Origin of the sequence: Pseudomonas sp. P108 (genome assembly GCF_032613195.1) — a bacterium.
Classification (GTDB): Bacteria; Pseudomonadota; Gammaproteobacteria; order Pseudomonadales; family Pseudomonadaceae; genus Aquipseudomonas.
The window spans coordinates 6,594,520-6,612,621 of the sequence record NZ_CP126691.1; the positions used below are offsets into that span (position 1 = coordinate 6,594,520).

Here is an 18,102-nt window from a genome sequence, read left to right on the forward strand (position 1 = left end):
GACGGTTCGGGACGTGCCGAGGTGTTTGCTGTTCATGCTTCACGGACTTCCATGGCAGCCAGGCGTTGCTCGAACAACTGCGCAAGGAACACCTGCAGGCGCTGTTCAGCCACGGCCTGACTGCAGAAACCTTGCAGGCTGTTGACCGCTTGCGCCGACATCTGTGCATAACGTGCTGGCTGGTTTTTCGCCACCTCGTAACTGGCTTTATAGGCCTCGCACAACGACGCCCAGTTGGTCACGTAACGCAGCGTGCGGAAGGCCCGGCGCGGGTCGTGTGGCCAGGCGGTGAGTTCATCGGTGGACTCGATCAGGAAGGCGTTGTCGGCGCTCAGGTAATCGATCATCGCCGTGGTGCGCGGCGCCACCGCCGGTTTGCCGCAGGACATGAACTCCATCAGCGGCAAGCACTGACCTTCACCATATGAGGTGTTGACCACGTAACGGGTGGCCTGCACCAGTCGCTCGTAATCCGGGTCGGCGAGGTAGCCGTAGATCAGCACGATGCGGCAGCGATAGGACTGGTTTTTGTACAAGTGATGCAGGATATCGCCGAGCGCTTCTTCGGCGTCGTGATGAGTCAGTTTGAGCACCAGCGTGGCATCTTCGACGTCGCGAAAACTCACGCAAAAAGCGCTGAGCATGTCTTCCCAGTTCTTGCGTCCGTCACCGGGATTGAACACTGCCGTGTACACCACGCCGTCCAGCAACAACGCCTGCTCGGTAATCGGCGCGGCAAAATCAATCCCTTCGCCATTGCGCAAATGCGCCGGGCCGAACGCATTCAGATCGAGGGTTCGACTGTCCGCCACCAGGCCTTTGATGGTCAGGCGCAGCGGCTCAGTCGCTACTTGCCCCTGCAATTGCGCGCCGCGTGCGGCAAAGCGATCCCACACCGGCGCCGGTACCGCGACGATCGGATAATTCTGCGTCATCGCCTCGCGTACGGCGTTGACCGTGTAACTGGAATGGGTGATCGCCGCGCCACAGGCTGCCAGCACGGTGCGCCAGTCGTTGCGCGGTTCACCGGCAAACGGCTCGTTGGGAATGGTGCTGAATTCCCAGGCAAATACCGGCAACGTCGGACACGCCAAATGCACCGGAGTGCGGTGCGGCGGCGAGAACGACAGAAACACACAGGGCTCGCCACGGCTCAGGCATTCCCGGTACAGCGTATCGACTTCGGCTTGGGGATCGAGCACTTCCACCACCCGCCCGAGCCGTTCGAGCACCGGGCGATATTCCTTGAGCACGAAGTAATAGCTGTACTCCGAACGCCCGAGATTCTGCGCAATGGTGTGCTGGTTGGTTTCCGAATGAATGATGATCAGCATGAGGCGTTATCCGTCACGGGCGTGGCATCGGCAGACATGGGCGTCAGCGCGAAAAAGTCCGCCATGCGTTTTTGCACCGGCGCGAACGCGCAGTAATCGTGCATGCGCTCGACGGCAGCCACCGACATCCGCTGATAGTCCTGTGGCCGGGCCTTGGCCATCTGATAGCTGTTTTCGTAGGCGCTCTTCAGCGAGCCCCAGTCCGGGCGGTAACGCAACGTGCGGTAGATGATCCGCGTGTCCTGCGGCCAGATCGTCAGCTCTTCGCTGGACTTGACCACGAACGCCACTGCGTCATCGATGTAATCTTCCATCGCCGTGTGATCGGGAGCGATCACCGGCTTGCCGCTGGACATGAACTCCATCAGCGGCAGGCACAGCCCTTCGCAGCGCGAGGCATTCACATAGAAACTCGCCGCCTGATAGAGCCTGGCGTACTGCGCGTCATCGAGGTAACCATGCATCACCACCACCCGACAAGCGAACGGCGTGAGCTGCGCGAGCAAGGTCATCAACTCGCTGTAGTAGGAGGCCAGATCGTTCTGGGTAATCTTCAACACCAGCGTCGCGTCGGACGTTTCACGAAACGCCCAACAGAACGCGGTAATCAGTTGGTGCCAGTTCTTGCGACCATCCTTGGGGTTGAACACCGTGACGTAAACCACGCCGTCGACCGTGGTCTCGACCGCTGAGGTAGTGTCCGGCAAATCCAGTGGCACGGGTTCCACAACAGGCACCGGCAGCGCGCCACACACCGCCGGCAGGCGTTGTTCGAGCCAGCCGTGCAGCGTGTCCGGCACCAGGTCGCGAATGCCTTCCCAGTACCAGTTGTAGAGAAATTTCACCCGTGGCACCGGCTCGACCTGCTCGTGCCCGAGATTCAGCGCCCACAGCCGCAGGTAATGCCGGGCAATGACGAAGCGGCGTTTGAGGGTCAGCGGTGGCGGGCGCGCGGCTTCGATTGCAGCGGCCAGCGCGGCTTCCTCTTCCGGCGTTATCGGCGTCGGGATCAGTGCGTCGGCGCAGAGGCCGAGAGTGCGAGTATCGAAAATGCAGCCCTTGATCGCCAGCGATGTGCCCGGATTCACCGGTGTACTCAGCGTCTGCTGACGAATCGTTGCGAAGTTTTCCCACAGCGGTGTTGGCAATACCAACACCGGAAAGTTTTCGCCCATGGCACGACGAATTGCCCGGGCGGTGTGGCTCGACAGCGTGATAACGCGGCCCTGACGGGCAAGCATCTGCGTCCAGTCCTGACGCGGGTCGTTGTCCCACTGCTCATCAGGAATCGAATCGAACTCCCAGGCCACCACGCACATCGTCGGGCACTCCAGGTCGACCGGGGTTTTCTGCGGCGGGGTGAACGACAGGAACAGGCTGTCTTCGCCGGCGACGAGCAACTGTCGATAGAGCGTATCGACATCGGCGGGAGAGGCCACCACGTGCACGCGTCCAAGACTTTCCAGCACCGGGCGATAGGCCTTGAGTACAAAGTAATAGCTGTATTCGGGGCGCCCGAGACTCTGGCTGATGGAACTGTCGTTGACGTCCGAGTAAAGAATGAAATTCATGGCATCCCACGATGAAGGCGCCATCCCGGCACCTTCATGCTATGACGGCCGTGCGTTGGATCGAGTCGGCATGGCCGGCCCTCGTCCTTCGTCATCGGGTGCGTCTTCGTTCTTGTTTTAGTGGTCGGTTTCACCCTGCGTCGCGGTTCCCGAATCAAAGCCCGGGATTTGGCGACGAGGGGCATTCTAAACACATCCGTCGAGGATTCGTGAACCGCCCGGCGAGAATAAATCCGCTACGCTGACGAGAACTGACCAGTCACGGTATGGCCAGTTGAAATTGCTCGGCAATTGGCACAGATTGGCAGCAAATAACTACAACAACGTTTTCGCCTGTCGTCTTAGCGGTTTTTTTCCGACCGGTCTGACAGACCCTTCTCTAGAGCCTGTAGGAAGTGCCGCGAAAACCAAGACCAAGGGGTCGCTGTTTGAAAAAGCGTCTGTTCGTCACGGGTCTCAGTGGATTCGTTGGACAACATATTCAGTCACGTTTGGCCTCGCCTGACTCTGCGTGGGAACTGCTGCCTGCAGCTTCACGTTACGACCTGACGGCTCCAGACAACCTTGTCGACCTGTGGCCGCAAATGCCTGACGCGGTCATTCATCTGGCCGGCCAGACGTTCGTCCCCGAAGCTTTCCGCGACCCGGCACGTACCCTCGACATCAATCTGCTCGGCACCCTCAATCTGTTGCAGGCTCTCAAGACCCGTGGTTTTCAGGGCACGTTCCTGTACGTCAGCTCCGGCGACGTTTACGGCCAGGTCAGCGAAAGCGATCTGCCGATCACCGAACAACAAGCGCCCTGCCCGCGCAATCCGTATGCGGTGAGCAAACTCTCGGCCGAGTTTCTCAGCCTGCAATGGGGTTTGAGTGAGGACTGGCCGGTGCTCGTCGCGCGGCCGTTCAACCACATCGGCACAGGACAGAAAGAAAGTTTCGTCATCGCCAGTGCCGCCCGCCAGATCAATCGCATCAAACAGGGCCTGCAAGCCCCGCAACTGGAAGTCGGCGACATCGACGTCACGCGGGATTTCCTCGATGTCGGCGATGTGATTTCGGCCTATTTCGCGCTGCTGGAGAAAGGTGTACCAGGACAGGTTTACAACATCTGCTCAGGGCGCGAGCAGAGCATCCGCAGTCTGATTGAACAACTGGCCGATCTGGCCGAAGTGCCAGTGCAACTGGTTCAAGATCCGGCTCGCATGCGCCGCGCCGACCAGCGCCGCGTTTGCGGCAGTCACACCAAGCTGACCCGGACCACCGGATGGACGCCTGAAATCACTACACAACAATCCCTGCGGGCGATCCTGTCCGACTGGGAGAAGCGAGTAAAACAAGAATGACTAAAAGTGCACTGATCACAGGGATTACTGGCCAGGACGGCGCCTATCTGGCCAGACTGTTGCTCGACAAGGGCTACAAGGTTCATGGCCTGGTGGCACGACGCAGCAGCGATTCGCGCTGGCGCCTGCGCGAGATGGGTGTCGAAGCCGACATCGTTTATCTCGATGGCGACATGGCCGATGCCTGCTCGGTGCAGCGTGCGGTCATCAAGTCGGCGCCGGACGAGGTGTATAACCTCGCCGCGCAAAGCTTCGTCGCCGCCTCGTGGGATCAACCGGTGACCACCGGCATCGTCGACGGCCTGGGCGTTACCCATCTGCTCGAAGCGATCCGTCAATTCAGCCCGCACACCCGCTTCTATCAGGCTTCGACCAGTGAGATGTTCGGCCTTATCCAGGCTGAGCAGCAGGACGAAAACACACCGTTCTACCCACGCAGCCCTTACGGCGTGGCCAAGCTGTACGGCCACTGGATCACCGTCAACTACCGCGAAAGTTTCAACCTGCACGCCAGCAGCGGCATTCTTTTCAACCACGAATCGCCACTGCGCGGCATCGAGTTCGTGACCCGCAAGGTCACCGACGCCGCTGCACGCATCAAGCAGGGCAAACAGCAGGAGCTGGCCCTGGGCAACATTGACGCCAAGCGTGACTGGGGTTTTGCCGGTGATTACGTCGAAGCCATGTGGCTGATGCTGCAACAAGACAAGCCTGACGATTTTGTGGTCGCCACCGGCGTCACCACCACCGTACGGGAAATGTGCCGCATCGCCTTCGATCACGTCGGCCTCAACTACCGCGATTACGTGAAGATCGACCCGGCCTTCTTCCGCCCGGCCGAAGTCGAAGTGCTGCTCGGCAATCCGGCCAAGGCTCAGCGCGTACTGGGCTGGAAGCCGAAAACCGACCTGGATACCTTGATCCGCATGATGATGGATGCGGACATGAAACGCGTCGCCAAGGAGTAGGCCATGCTGATCCCCGTGATTCTGTCCGGCGGTGCCGGCACCCGTTTGTGGCCGGTGTCCCGCGAGGGCCATCCCAAGCCGTTCATGACCCTGCCCGACGGCCAGTCGCTGCTCGGCAAGACCTATCAGCGCGCGGCGGCTTTGCTCGACGGCTGGGGCGACATCGTCACGGTGACCAATCGCGAGTACTACTTCCAGAGCAAGGATCACTATTGCGCCGCCCACGTATCGCGTCATCGCGGGCACTTCCTGCTCGAGCCGAGCGGGCGCAACACCGCGCCGGCCATCGCTGCAGCGGCGTTGTCGCTGCAAGCGTTGCACGGTGACGACGCGATCATGGTGGTGATGCCCGCCGACCATTTGATCGTCAATCAGGACGCACTGAAAACCGCGGTCGAGCACGCAGTCCATCTGGCCAGGGACGGTTATCTGGTGACCTTCGGCGTGATCCCGACCGCACCGGAAACCGGCTTCGGCTACATCGAGACCGGGGCGCCGCTGGACGCCAAAGGCGCGGCGAAAGTGCAGCGCTTCGTCGAGAAGCCCGACCTGCAAACTGCCACGCATTATCTGGAGAGCGGCAACTTCCTGTGGAATTCGGGAATGTTCTGCTTCACCACCGCGACCTTGATTGCTGAACTGCAATCGCACGCGCCCGAGTTGCTGGAGCAGACCCGCGCCTGCATGGACGTCAGCGCGCCGATTGAAACGGTCGGCTGCCTGCAACAGGAACTGTCGCCGGCACTGTTCGCGGAAATCACTGACATCTCGATCGACTACGCGCTGATGGAGCGCTCGGAAAAAGTCGTCGTGGTTCCCGCCGGATTCGACTGGAGCGACATTGGTTCGTGGGGTGCCGTCGCGGCATTGGTCCCGGCCGATGCCGACAACAACCGCGCCAGCGGCGAAGCCATCTTCATCGACAGCCACAACAACTTCGTGCAGAGCGAAGGCCGACTGATAGCGACGGTGGGTGTGGATAACCTGATCGTGGTCGACACCGCCGACGCGGTGCTGGTGGCCCACGCCGACCGTGCGCAGGACGTGCGGCGCGTGGCCAAGCAGCTCAAGGACAAATCCCACGAAGCCTATCGGCTGCATCGTACCGTCAGTCGACCGTGGGGCACCTACACCGTTCTGGAGGAAGGCCCGCGCTTCAAGATCAAGCGCATCGTGGTCAAACCCGGTGGCAAGCTGTCCCTGCAAATGCACCATCACCGCAACGAACACTGGGTGGTTGTCGAAGGCATGGCCAAGGTCACCAACAACGGCTCCGGCACGACGCTGGTGGCCAAGAACGAATCAACCTTTATCGCCGCCGGCCACAAGCATCGTCTGGAAAACCCTGGGGTGATCGATCTGGTGATCATCGAAGTGCAAAGCGGCGAATACCTGGGAGAGGACGACATCGTCCGCTTCGAAGACCAATACGGCAGGACGGTTTAAATGCTGCTTTCCCTGTACCGCTCGTTGCATGGCTACCGGGGTTTCATCCTCGGCAGCGTGCAGCGAGAGTTTCAAGCGCGATACCGCAATTCGCTGTTCGGCGCCTTGTGGCCGATTTTCAATCCGCTGTCGATGATCATTGTTTACACCGTGATCTTTTCCCACATCATGCGCGCCCGTTTGCCGGGTGTGGATGACAGCATGGCCTACAGTGTCTACCTCTGCGCCGGGTTGCTGGCGTGGGGGCTGTTTTCCGAAATCACCTTGCGCAGCCAGAACATGTTTCTGGAAAACGCCAACCTGCTGAAGAAAATCAGCTTCCCGCGGATCTGCCTGCCGGTCATCGTCCTGTGCAATGCCGGGATCAACTTCGCGATCATCATCAGTCTGTTTCTCGGCTTTCTGCTGATCACCGGGCGCTGGCCGGGCATGGCGCTGCTGGCGCTGATTCCATTGATCGCCCTGCAAATGATGTTCTGCGCCGGGTTGGGCATGGTGCTCGGCGTATTGAACGTGTTCTTCCGCGATGTCGGCCAGCTCTTCGGCATCTGCCTGCAATTCTGGTTCTGGCTGACGCCGATCGTTTACCCGATCACGATCCTGCCGGAATGGGTGCAGCGCCTGTTGCAACTCAATCCGCTGACCAACCTGTTCAGCAGTTATCAGAACCTGTTTCTCTACGGACAGTGGCCGGTCTGGAGCTCGCTGCTGCCGATCTTCGTCACGGGGGTGCTGTTTTGTCTGATCGGTCTACGGCTGTTTCGCCAGCGCGTTGGCGAAATGGTGGATGAACTCTGATGGGGCATATTCGCGTCACCGGCCTGAGCAAGGCCTACAAACAATATCCCAACCGCTGGAGCCGACTGGCTGAGTGGCTGATTCCGTTTTCGCCGATCCGCCACCACCAGCACTGGGTGCTGCAGGACGTCGAATTCGAAATCGCCCCCGGTGAAGCGGTGGGCATCGTCGGTGCCAACGGCGCGGGCAAAAGCACTTTGCTGAAAATGATCACCGGCACCACCCAACCCACCACCGGCAAGATCGAACTGCAAGGCCGCGTGGCCGCGCTGCTGGAGCTGGGCATGGGTTTCCACCCGGATTTCACCGGTCGCCAGAACGCAATCATGGCCGGTCAGTTGCTGGGCATGCAGCTCGAAGAAATCGAAGCACTGATGCCCGACATCGAGCATTTCGCCGAGATCGGCGACGCCATCGACCATCCGGTGCGAACCTATTCCAGCGGCATGCAGATGCGCTTGGCGTTCAGCGTTGCCACGGCGCGGCGCCCGGACATCCTTATCGTCGACGAGGCACTGTCGGTGGGCGACGCCTACTTCCAGCACAAAAGCTTCGAACGCATCCGCAGCTTCCGCAAATCCGGCACCACGCTGCTGATCGTGTCCCACGACCGCTCGGCGATTCAGTCGATCTGCGACTCGGCCATCCTGCTCAAGGACGGCCGCATGGCCATGTACGGCAAACCGGAACCGGTGCTCGACTACTACAACGCGCTGATGGCCGAACGCGAAGGCCAGATCGTCCGTCAGGAAATGCTCGCTGGCGGCGAAGTGCAAACGATATCAGGCACCGGCGAAGCGGCGATTCTCGGCGTGCGCCTGCTCGATGAAAACGATCGCAGCATCGACGCCGCCGAAGTCGGCCAACCGGTGGTGCTCGAAGTTCAGGTCGAGGTGCGCAAGGACATCGAACGGCTGGTGCTGGGCTTTATCCTCAAGGATCGGCTGGGTCAGATGATGTACGGCATCAACACCCATCGCCTCGACAAGGCATTGACCGACCTGCACGCCGGCGAACGCTTCACCTACCGCTTCTCGTTCATCATGGGTTTGGGCAAAGGCAATTATTCAGTGTCGCTGAGCCTGTCGCGTCTGGACTCGCACCTCGATCGCAATTTCGAATGGCGCGACTACGGGTTGGTATTCCACGTGATCAACAACCGTCAGGAAGATTTCGTCGGCTGCTCATGGCTCGGCGCCAAGACCACCATCACTCGCGACACCGCGGCCCGGCACGCAGAGCGTGCGCCATGACCCGCTTGCTGGTCGAATGCACCCATGTGTTCAAACACCCGGCCATCAATTCGGGTATTCAGCGAGTGGTGCGCAACGTCATCAAGCAACTGCCCGCCAGCGCCGCAGGTGTGGAGTGCATGCCGGTGGTGGTACTCAATGGCGAGCTTTATCGCGTGTTGCAACTGGCACCGTTCGATACGCCTTTTTTCAACACGCTTGAAACCTTCGGCGGACGACTGGAACGCCTCGCTCATCGCTTCTGGCAGTGGCATCAGCGACGTGATGCGCAACTCAACTCAAAACTGGCGCGACGGGTTTTATATGTCGGCTACCGACTGACGATCTTCGCAGCCTTCGGCCTGCCGATCCGCCTGATCCGGCGGATCAATCGCAGGCAACTGCTCAAACGTTGCTCACCGCTGCAACACCAGCCGGGCGATCAACTGGTGCTACTGGATTCGTCATGGCACTCGGATCTTTTCGCCCACGTCGAACGGCTCAAACGTGACGGCGTCGGTATGATCGCGGTGATCTACGACCTGATCCCGCTGACTCACCCACAGTTTTACGACACACGTCTGGTCGAGGTTTTCAGTGAGTGGTTCGACTGGATCACCCGCACAGCGGATGGCTACATGGCGATTTCCGCCACGGTGCGCGATCAGGTGCGTGAAGAGTTGCGCCAGCGAATCGGTGTCGAGCAAACCCATCAACGCTGGTTCGATTTCTTTCACTTGGGTTCCGAACTGGATCTGCACAACGACGTGGCAATGGTCGAGCCGCGCCTGAAGCAACTGTTCACTACCTCTGAGCCGGTCTACCTGATGGTCAGCACCATCGAGCCGCGCAAAAACCACGCCTATCTGCTTGATGCCTTCGAGCACGCCTGGGCCGCTGGCTCAACCGCACGGCTGTGCATCGCCGGGCGGGTCGGCTGGAAATGCGACGCCCTGCTCGCCCGGGTGCGCAATCATCCCGAGTTGAACCAGCGCCTGTTCATGTTCAACGACCTCAGCGACACCAGCCTGGAACACGCTTACGCCCACGCCAGTGCGTTGGTGTTCCCTTCGTTCGTCGAAGGGTTTGGCTTGCCGCTGGTGGAGGCCATGCAGCGTGGATTGCCGGCGATGGGCAGTGATATTGCGGTGTTCCGCGAAATTGGCGGCGAGTTCATGGCCTACTTCGATCTGCAGGATCCGCAAAGCCTCGCCCGGTTGATTATCGGATTTCAGCGCAACGGCCAGTTCCCCGCAGCTCGCGATGTTGCCGATTGGCAGTGGATCGGCTGGCGGGAAGCGAGCCTGCAACTGGTCGAACGCAGTGCGCGTAACGTTCTGGGAGCGCCAACGGCGCCAGCGAGTCAGCATGCGCATTGCTCTTAACGCGCGCATTCTGCAGGCACCGCGCACCGGCATCGGCCAATACGTCGCTGAACTGGTCAACGCCTTGCGCAATGAACCCGACGTGGACGTGACGTTGTTCCACGGGTGGGGCTGGAGTTCGGCACTGCCGGAAGCGGCCATGCCCGGTTACTCACGATTGACGCCACTGCTGCGGCAAATCCCCGGCGCCTATCAGGCGCGCCGCTGGCTGGAGCAGAAACGCTTCGATCAGGGCCGCGCGCAAGGTATCGACCTCTATCACGAGCCGAGCCTGTGGCCACTGGCCTTCGATGGCCCGACGGTGATCACCCTGCACGACCTGACTCACCTGCATTTCCCTGAGACCCAGCCACCGGCACGGCTCAAGGAGATCGAGCGCCGACTGGCCGCCGGTGTCCAACAGGCGCAGGTGATTCTCACCGATTCACAGGCGATTGCCGACGAAGCCCAGGATTATTTCGGCCTGCCAGCCGAACGTTTTGTGGTGGCCCCGCTGGGGGTTGCCGAGCGCTTTCATCCGCGCGAGGCCAGCGCCATTGACGCGGTGCTCAAGGCGCATGCGGTGGAGTCGCGGGAGTATTTCCTTTGTGTCGGCACGCTGGAGCCACGCAAGAACCTTGGCCTCGCCCTGCGCGCCCATGCCCTGTTACCGGAGGCGGTGCGTCAGCGTTTTCCATTGCTGATTGTCGGCATGGCCGGGTGGCAGCGCGAACAGTTCAGCGAACCGTTGCGCCAGGCGCTGGCCAGCGGGCATGTGTGCCTGCTCGGTTATCTGCTCGATGAACAGGTCGCCCAATTGCTGGCCGGCGCCCGGGCGCTGATTTTTCCATCACTGTATGAAGGGTTCGGTCTGCCGGTACTGGAGGCCATGGCCAGTGGCACACCGGTGGTGCTCACGCGTTCTTCGGCGATGCCGGAAGTCGCCGGTGCAGCGGGCAACTATATTGAAGCTGACGATGCAGAAGGCCTGCGTGATGCGCTGAGCCGACTGATCGACGATCAAGCGCATTGGCAGGCATGCCGAGAAGCCGGGTTGCAGCAGTCACGGCTTTTTTCCTGGAAGCGTTGTGCACAGGCCACGGCCGGTGCCTACCGCCAGGCCATGGGAGGTTGAATGCGAGTTCTTCATTTTTTCAAGACGTACCTGCCTGACTCGGTCGGCGGCATTGAGCAAGTGATTTTCCAGCTCTGCGAAAGCGGCGCCCAGCACGGTATCGACGGCCAGGTGCTGACGCTCAGTGCCGACCCGACACCGCCCGTGGTGCAGTTGGGTCAGCACGAAGTGCACCGGGCCAGACTCGACATCCAGTTCGCCTCCACCGGTTTTTCCTGGAGCGTGTTCAAACAGTTTCGCGAAATGGCAGCCGAGGCCGACGTGGTCAATTACCACTTTCCGTGGCCGTTCATGGACCTGGTGCATTTCGCCAGTGCGATGAACAAACCGAGCGTGGTGACTTACCACTCGGACATCATCCGCCAGAAGCACCTGCTCAAACTCTACCGACCGTTGATGAATCGTTTTCTTGCCAGCGCCGACCGCATCGTTGCCGCGTCACCCAACTATCTGCACACCAGCGATGTGTTACAGCAGTTCCAGGACAAGACCCGGGTAATTCCTTACGGTTTGAACAAGTCGGGTTATCCACAGCCGGAAACCGAGCGCATGAACCGCTGGCGCCAACAGCTTGGGGATAAGTTTTTTCTGTTTGTCGGCGTGATGCGTTATTACAAGGGCCTGCACATTCTGCTTGAGGCCCTGAAAGACGTGGACTATCCCGTGGTCATTGTCGGTGCCGGGCCACTGGAGCTGGAGCTGCACGCGCAGGCGCAGGCGCTGGGCCTGCGCAACATTCACTTCCTCGGACGTCTGGGTGACGAAGACAAGGTCGCGCTGCTGCAACTGAGCTACGCGATTGTTTTCCCGTCACACCTGCGTTCGGAAGCATTCGGCATTTCCTTGCTGGAAGGCGCGATGTACGGCAAGCCGATGATCTCCAGTGAGATCGGCACTGGCACCAGTTACATCAATATCCACAACGAGACGGGATTGGTCGTGCCGCCGAGTCATCCACAGGCGTTTCGCGAGGCGATGCGCACGCTGTGGGAGGATCCGGTGCGTGCTGCAGCGATGGGGGTCAAAGCTGAAGCGCGTTATCGGCAGTTATTCACAGCCGACGACATGGGCCGTAAATGGACGGCGTTGTATCAGGAATTGCTGGAAGAAAAGAACCTGTCCTACGCCTGATTTCAGGCTGAAACATATACCCAAATGTGCGAGCGAGCCTGCTCGCGATGGCGGTGGATCAGCGACAATGATGTCGACTGACCTGACGCTTTCGCGAGCAGGCTCGCTCCCACAGGGTGTTGTGGTGTTTTCAGTTACAGGTCAAGGATCAGCGGTTGCGGGCTTTGTGCCGGGACCGCGCAGCAGATCAGCACGTGACCCGCTTCCGGAACGTCTGCCGGCACCTGTGGATAATTCACTGCACCGCTGACCAGCCGGGTCTTGCAGGTACCGCAAGAACCTCCCCGGCAACTGAATTCCGGGCGTAACCCGCGACTTTCCGCCAGTTCCAGCAAACTCCCGCCATCCGGCTGCCAACGCGCCTCTTTCGCCGAACGCTCGAACACCACCGGCACCGATGTGGTCGCAGCAGGCGGTTGTTCGATGACGATCGCGTCCGGATCAGCCTGACGTTTCAGCGTCGACGGGCCGAAGGTTTCCGCATGAATCTGCGCATCGCGCACGTCCAGTTCGCGCAGGGTGTCGTACAAGCCTTGAGTAAAACCGCCGGGGCCGCAGAGGACAAAGTCGAGCTGATCGAAGTCCTCGGCATCCAGCACGTTTCTCAGCACTTGCGCGTCGATACGCCCCGACAGATCGAAATCCTCACCTTCGTGCAGTTCAGCTTCCGGCTGGCTGAGCAAACGCAGAACTCGTACCGAATCGCCTGCCGTTTCGAGCAACCGATCCAGCTCCTTGCGAAACGGTTGATCGGCCAAGCTGCGTGAACTCTGCAACAACAGCGTCGGACGAATCCTTCGCGTCCGTAGGCCTTGGTACACCACCTCGCGCAGCATCGACAGCAAAGGCGTGATTCCTACACCGGCCGCCAACAACACCAAAGGGCGGTGCTCCAACGGCTTCACGGTGAAATGCCCCTGCGGCGCCCGCGCTTCCAGCACATCGCCGACATTAATTTGCTCATGCAGATGCGATGAAATCAGGCCCTCGCGCTTGACGCTGATCCGATAGAAACCATCGGATGGCGCACTCGAAAGGCTGTAGGTGCGAATGTGCACCTCGCCATCAACGGTGAAACGCAGCGGCAGATGCTGACCGGCAAGAAACACCGGCAAACCGGCACCGTCGGCGGGCTCCAGATAGATCGAGCGAATGTGCTGACTCTCCGCTTCGATCTTCGTCACCCGCAGTGGCCGCCATTGATTGCCCAGCGCCTGCGCCTGTAAACGTGCGTCCGCCTCGGCCCAGTTACCGGTCAACAGACTGGTCGGCGACATGCCGTCGAAGCGCCAGCGCAAGGCCAATGCCGCCGGGCGCCGCACCAGTTTTTCCACATCAAATGTCCACAGGCGTTCAGCACCTTGAAACACCTCAATCTGCGGGCCTTCAAGAATGATCTCGGTACGCCCGCTGAGTTGCAGCACGTCGCCTGTGGAAAAGTCGATGAACAGCAGACCAGCCTTGGGGTTGAGCAGCAAATTGCCGAGGGTGTTGAAGTGCAGATTGCCGGCGAAATCGGGGATGGTCAGACGATTGCCCTCCACCCGCACGAACCCGGCCTGGCCGCCACGATGAGAAACATCCACTGCCCGCTGGCCGTCGACATCCACATAACTGGCGACGAAAAAAGTATCGGCGCCCTCGATCAGCGCGATGGCCGCATCATCGAGGCCGTTCAGATGCTCAGCCGGACGCGTCTGCGGATCCGTCAACGGCACACGCTGAAACTGGCGCAGTTGAATGTACTGCGGGCAGTTGCCGAAGGCTTGATCCACGCTCACATCAAAACCATGAGCGCTCAGATTGCCGACATGACCATTGAGGCGATTGCGCCGGCGGGTGTGCAACTCGATGCCGAGCAAGCCGATCGGTTCGCCGTTACGCAGTTGCGCCGGGTCATCGGCAGCAGGCTGGCTGGCGAAATGCAGATGCTCGGGATCCGGCGAATGGGCAAACCCCGGCGCGCCTTCGAGCACACTGGCCCACGGGCGCCCATCTGCATCAACTGCGCCGTACAACATGAAGGGTAATTGCTGATAGAACTCACGGTGCTGGTCCGGCATCCAGGTGCGAATCACCTTACGCCCGAAGGCTTCCATGCGTTCGGCAACCCCGACTTTCGCTTGCAACTGTTGCTCGCCAGCGTGCCACGGTGAACGTTCCATCATGACCTCTCCCCTGCACCCTCGGCACAGCGTGGATTGTGAGAATCAGACTGCGGTTTGCAGACCGGCAACCGTGCGTGGCATGCCGACGAAACCGGGCAAGGCTTCAACCCGGGCCAGCCAGGCGCGGACGTTGGTGTAATCATCCAGCGACACGTTGCCTTCCGGCGCATGGGCGATGTAACTGTAGGCCGACACGTCGGCAATGGTCGGTTCGTCGCCGGCCAGATACGCCGTTTTACCCAACTCGGCTTCCATTACCTTGAGCAGGTTGTGCGCACGGGTAATCGCCTCATCAGCATTCAGCTGTGCGCCAAACACCGTGACCAGTCGCGCCGCAGCGGGTCCGAATGCAATCGGCCCGGCGGCCGCCGACAGCCAGCGCTGCACCCGTGCCGCACCCACCGGGTCAGCGGGCAGCCAACGACCATTGCCGTATTTCTGCGCCAGATACACCAGAATTGCGTTGGAATCGGCCAGCACCACGCCGTCGTCATCGATTGCTGGCACCTGCCCGAAGCTGTTGATCGCCAGATACGCTGGCTGCTTGTGTTCACCTTTGGCCAGATCGACAAAGATCAGCTCGGTCGGCAATTGCAGCAGGGACAACATCAGCTCGACACGGTGGGCGTGGCCGGAACGTGGAAAGTTGTAGAGTTTGATCGCTTGCATGGTCGACTCCGCTGAACAGGGGCGCCGCTGCGGGGATGAGCGCGCCGATGGAGGTCATCTTGCGCTGATCGCGAAAACAACAGAATCACCAGCAAACGCAATCGATTATTTCACTTAGTGAAATAACGCTGCATTTTTCAACGCTGGATGTTCGCGCAAAGCCTCTGCCGTGAAATCGACAAAACTGCGGATCCGCGCTGGAGCCTTGCGCCCCCCCTGATACACGACATGGATCGGCAGCGGCGGCAGTTCGAATTCCGCGAGGACGATTTCCAGTGTGCCGGCGGCAACCTGGCTCGCCACTTGATAGGACAACACTCGAGTCAAACCCAACCCCATGCAAGTCGCTGTAATCGCAGCCTGATTGGCGGTAACGATCAGACGCGGCTCAGGACGCACGCTGAGCGGTTCGCCCGCGTCGAGAAACGGCCAACTGCGCTGCTGACCGATCGCTGAAGTCGCCACCACCGGCGCGCCAGCCAATGCGTGGGGATGAGCCGGCCGGCCATATTTGGCAAAGTAGTCCGGCGAGCCGCAAATGACCCGACGCACCTCACCCACGCGAACAGCATGCTGACTGCTGTCCGGTAGATCACCAATGCGCACCGCGACATCGATGCCCTCCTCAACCATGTTGACGATACGATCAACCAGTACGGCATTGATCGTGACATCCGGATACTGCGCGAGATAACTCGCCATCACCGGCGTCACAAACAAATCACCGAACAACACCGGCGCCGTCACCGTCAGTTGCCCACGCGGCTCGGCATGACTGCCCGCCGCCGAATCCTCGGCTTCCTGCACCTCGGCGAGAATCCTCCGGCAATCTTCAAGATACCGTTGCCCCGCTTCGCTCAAATGCACACTGCGCGTGGTGCGGATCAACAACTGCGTGCCGATGCGCAACTCCAGCGCCGCCACCGCCCGCGTGACGCTGGCCGCAGAGAGACCCAGACGCCGCGCGGCGGCGGAGAAACCTTGCTCTTGGGCGACAGTGGTAAAGACGTGCATTTCCTGGAAGCGATCCATGGAACCTCTCAAGTCAGATACAAAAAATCGCAGCCGGAGCTGCGATTTTTTTGTGTCGATGTCAGCTGTGGATAACTTATTCCACCGTCACCGACTTCGCCAGGTTACGCGGCTGATCGACGTCCGTGCCCTTGAGCACCGCAACGTAGTACGACAGCAACTGCAGCGGAACCGTGTAGAGGATTGGCGAGAGGATGTCGTGGATATGCGGCATCTGCACGACGTGGGTGCCTTCGCCGTTGGTCATCCCGGCTTTCTCGTCGGCGAACACGACCAGTTCGCCGCCGCGGGCGCGGACTTCCTGCAGGTTGGATTTGAGCTTCTCCAGCAGTTCGTTGTTCGGCGCCACGGTAACCACCGGCATGTCGTTATCCACCAGCGCCAGTGGGCCGTGTTTCAGCTCGCCGGCCGGGTAGGCTTCGGCGTGGATGTAGGAGATTTCCTTGAGTTTCAGGGCACCTTCCATTGCCACCGGGAATTGCGCGCCACGACCGAGGAACAGAGTGTGGTTCTTCTCGGCGAACAGCTCGGCGATCTTTTCCACGGTGCTGTCCATGGCCAGCGCTTCGCCGAGACGGGTTGGCAGGCGACGCAGTTCTTCGACCAGACGCGCTTCAACGCCATTGGCCAACGTGCCGCGCACCTGACCCAGCGACAGGGTCAGCAACAACAGACCGACCAGTTGCGTGGTGAAGGCTTTGGTCGAGGCGACACCGATTTCGCGGCCGGCCTGAGTCAGCAGGGTCAGGTCAGATTCGCGCACCAGCGAACTGATGCCGACGTTGCAGATCGCCAGGCTGGCAAGGAAGCCGAGCTCTTTGGCATTGCGCAGCGCAGCGAGGGTGTCGGCGGTTTCGCCGGACTGCGAGATGGTCACGAACAAGGTGTCCGGCTGCACCACCACTTTGCGATAGCGGAATTCGCTGGCGACTTCGACCTGGCACGGAATGCCGGCCAGTTCTTCCAGCCAGTAACGCGCGACCATACCCGCGTGATAGCTGGTGCCGCAGGCGACGATCTGTACGTTACGCACTTTGGCGAACAACTCGGCCGCTTGTGGGCCGAATGCTTGCACCAGCACCTGATCATTGCTCAGGCGACCTTCGAGGGTGCGCTGCACAACGGTCGGTTGCTCGTGGATTTCCTTTAGCATGTAGTGGCGGTATTCACCTTTGTCGGCGGCTTCGGCACCGTCGCTGTACTGCACGGTCTGGCGCTCGACGACGTTGCCGTTGATGTCCCAGATCTGCACGTTATCGCGGCGAATTTCGGCGATATCGCCTTCTTCCAGGTACATGAAGCGGTCGGTGACCTGACGCAGCGCCAACTGATCGGAGGCGAGGAAGTTCTCGCCCAGGCCCAGCCCAATCACCAACGGACTGCCACTGCGCGCGGCAACCAGACGATCCGGCTGCTTGGCATTGATCACGGCCAGACCATAAGCACCGTGCAATTCCTTGACCGTCGCCTTGAGAGCGACGCTCAGGTCAGGCTGATCCTTGAGCTTGTGGTTGAGCAGATGGGCGATAACTTCGGTATCGGTGTCCGAAGTAAACACGTAACCCAGCGCTTTCAGTTGATCACGCAGGGCTTCGTGGTTTTCGATGATGCCGTTGTGCACCACCGCGATGTCGCCGGAGAAATGCGGGTGGGCGTTGCGTTCGCAGGGTGCGCCGTGGGTTGCCCAGCGGGTGTGGGCAATGCCCAGACGGCCGACCAACGGGTGTTCGGCCAGCGCCGCTTCGAGTTCGCTGACTTTACCCGGGCGACGCATGCGCTCGAGGGTTTCGTCGTTGGTGAAGACCGCGACACCGGCGCTGTCGTAGCCGCGGTATTCAAGGCGCTTGAGGCCTTCGAGCAGGATGGCGGTGATATTACGTTCAGCAACTGCGCCGACAATTCCACACATGC

At 60.4% G+C, this 18,102-nt stretch carries 14 protein-coding genes; 8 read left to right on the forward strand and 6 right to left on the reverse strand.

The annotated features are described in order from the left end of the window. Positions 1 to 32 precede the first annotated feature (32 nt). Both QOM10_RS29320 and QOM10_RS29325 read right to left on the reverse strand, forming a co-directional pair. On the reverse strand, positions 33 to 1,334 hold the full coding sequence (locus QOM10_RS29320) for a glycosyltransferase (protein ID WP_127930320.1): 1,302 nt from the start codon (positions 1,332 to 1,334) through the stop codon (positions 33 to 35). Next, positions 1,328 to 2,905 carry a glycosyltransferase gene (locus QOM10_RS29325; protein WP_238786310.1) on the reverse strand — a complete coding sequence of 526 codons (1,578 nt, stop codon included), beginning with the start codon at positions 2,903 to 2,905 and terminating at the stop codon, positions 1,328 to 1,330. Before QOM10_RS29325 ends, QOM10_RS29320 begins: the two co-directional genes overlap by 7 nt. A gap of 428 nt (positions 2,906 to 3,333) precedes the next feature. Between QOM10_RS29325 and QOM10_RS29330 the strand changes: the two genes are divergently transcribed. The 8 genes from QOM10_RS29330 to QOM10_RS29365 are packed head-to-tail and all read left to right on the forward strand — an operon-like array spanning position 3,334 to position 12,322. Next, a complete protein-coding gene (locus tag QOM10_RS29330; protein ID WP_150774632.1) occupies positions 3,334 to 4,248 on the forward strand; it encodes a GDP-mannose 4,6-dehydratase in 915 nt (304 codons plus the stop codon). Continuing rightward, positions 4,245 to 5,216 carry a GDP-mannose 4,6-dehydratase gene (gmd, locus tag QOM10_RS29335; RefSeq protein WP_007954189.1) on the forward strand — a complete coding sequence of 324 codons (972 nt, stop codon included), beginning with the start codon at positions 4,245 to 4,247 and terminating at the stop codon, positions 5,214 to 5,216. The genes QOM10_RS29330 and gmd overlap by 4 nt, the downstream gene beginning before the upstream one ends. 3 nt (positions 5,217 to 5,219) lie before the next feature. Then, entirely contained in the window at positions 5,220 to 6,662 is a 1,443-nt protein-coding gene (locus tag QOM10_RS29340) for a mannose-1-phosphate guanylyltransferase/mannose-6-phosphate isomerase (protein WP_150749908.1), read from the forward strand. Then, positions 6,663 to 7,460 (forward strand): ABC transporter permease, encoded by a 798-nt coding sequence (locus QOM10_RS29345; RefSeq protein ID WP_093429564.1) that lies wholly within the window; start codon positions 6,663 to 6,665, stop codon positions 7,458 to 7,460. It abuts the gene before it with no gap. Then, entirely contained in the window at positions 7,460 to 8,713 is a 1,254-nt protein-coding gene (locus QOM10_RS29350) for an ABC transporter ATP-binding protein (RefSeq protein ID WP_316917361.1), read from the forward strand. Before QOM10_RS29345 ends, QOM10_RS29350 begins: the two co-directional genes overlap by 1 nt. After that, positions 8,710 to 10,077: a glycosyltransferase family 4 protein gene (locus QOM10_RS29355; protein ID WP_127930326.1), complete on the forward strand. Its 1,368-nt coding sequence runs from the start codon at positions 8,710 to 8,712 to the stop codon at positions 10,075 to 10,077. The genes QOM10_RS29350 and QOM10_RS29355 overlap by 4 nt, the downstream gene beginning before the upstream one ends. Then, positions 10,061 to 11,191 (forward strand): glycosyltransferase family 4 protein, encoded by a 1,131-nt coding sequence (locus tag QOM10_RS29360; RefSeq protein ID WP_127930327.1) that lies wholly within the window; start codon positions 10,061 to 10,063, stop codon positions 11,189 to 11,191. Before QOM10_RS29355 ends, QOM10_RS29360 begins: the two co-directional genes overlap by 17 nt. Continuing rightward, entirely contained in the window at positions 11,192 to 12,322 is a 1,131-nt protein-coding gene (locus tag QOM10_RS29365; RefSeq protein WP_316917362.1) for a glycosyltransferase family 4 protein, read from the forward strand. 134 nt (positions 12,323 to 12,456) lie between these two features. On the opposite strand, the gene QOM10_RS29370 is transcribed toward QOM10_RS29365, so the two are convergent. From QOM10_RS29370 to glmS, 4 genes are all read right to left on the reverse strand, one after another. After that, positions 12,457 to 14,487 carry a pyridoxamine 5'-phosphate oxidase family protein gene (locus QOM10_RS29370; RefSeq protein ID WP_316918407.1) on the reverse strand — a complete coding sequence of 677 codons (2,031 nt, stop codon included), beginning with the start codon at positions 14,485 to 14,487 and terminating at the stop codon, positions 12,457 to 12,459. A gap of 45 nt (positions 14,488 to 14,532) precedes the next feature. Further along, entirely contained in the window at positions 14,533 to 15,159 is a 627-nt protein-coding gene (locus QOM10_RS29375) for a glutathione S-transferase family protein (protein ID WP_127930329.1), read from the reverse strand. Between the two features lie 114 nt (positions 15,160 to 15,273). Further along, positions 15,274 to 16,191, reverse strand: coding sequence for a LysR family transcriptional regulator (locus tag QOM10_RS29380; RefSeq protein WP_316917363.1), 918 nt, complete (start codon positions 16,189 to 16,191; stop codon positions 15,274 to 15,276). A gap of 76 nt (positions 16,192 to 16,267) precedes the next feature. Beyond that, positions 16,268 to 18,100 (reverse strand): glutamine--fructose-6-phosphate transaminase (isomerizing), encoded by a 1,833-nt coding sequence (gene glmS, locus QOM10_RS29385; protein ID WP_316917364.1) that lies wholly within the window; start codon positions 18,098 to 18,100, stop codon positions 16,268 to 16,270. Between the last annotated feature and the right edge of the window lie 2 nt (positions 18,101 to 18,102).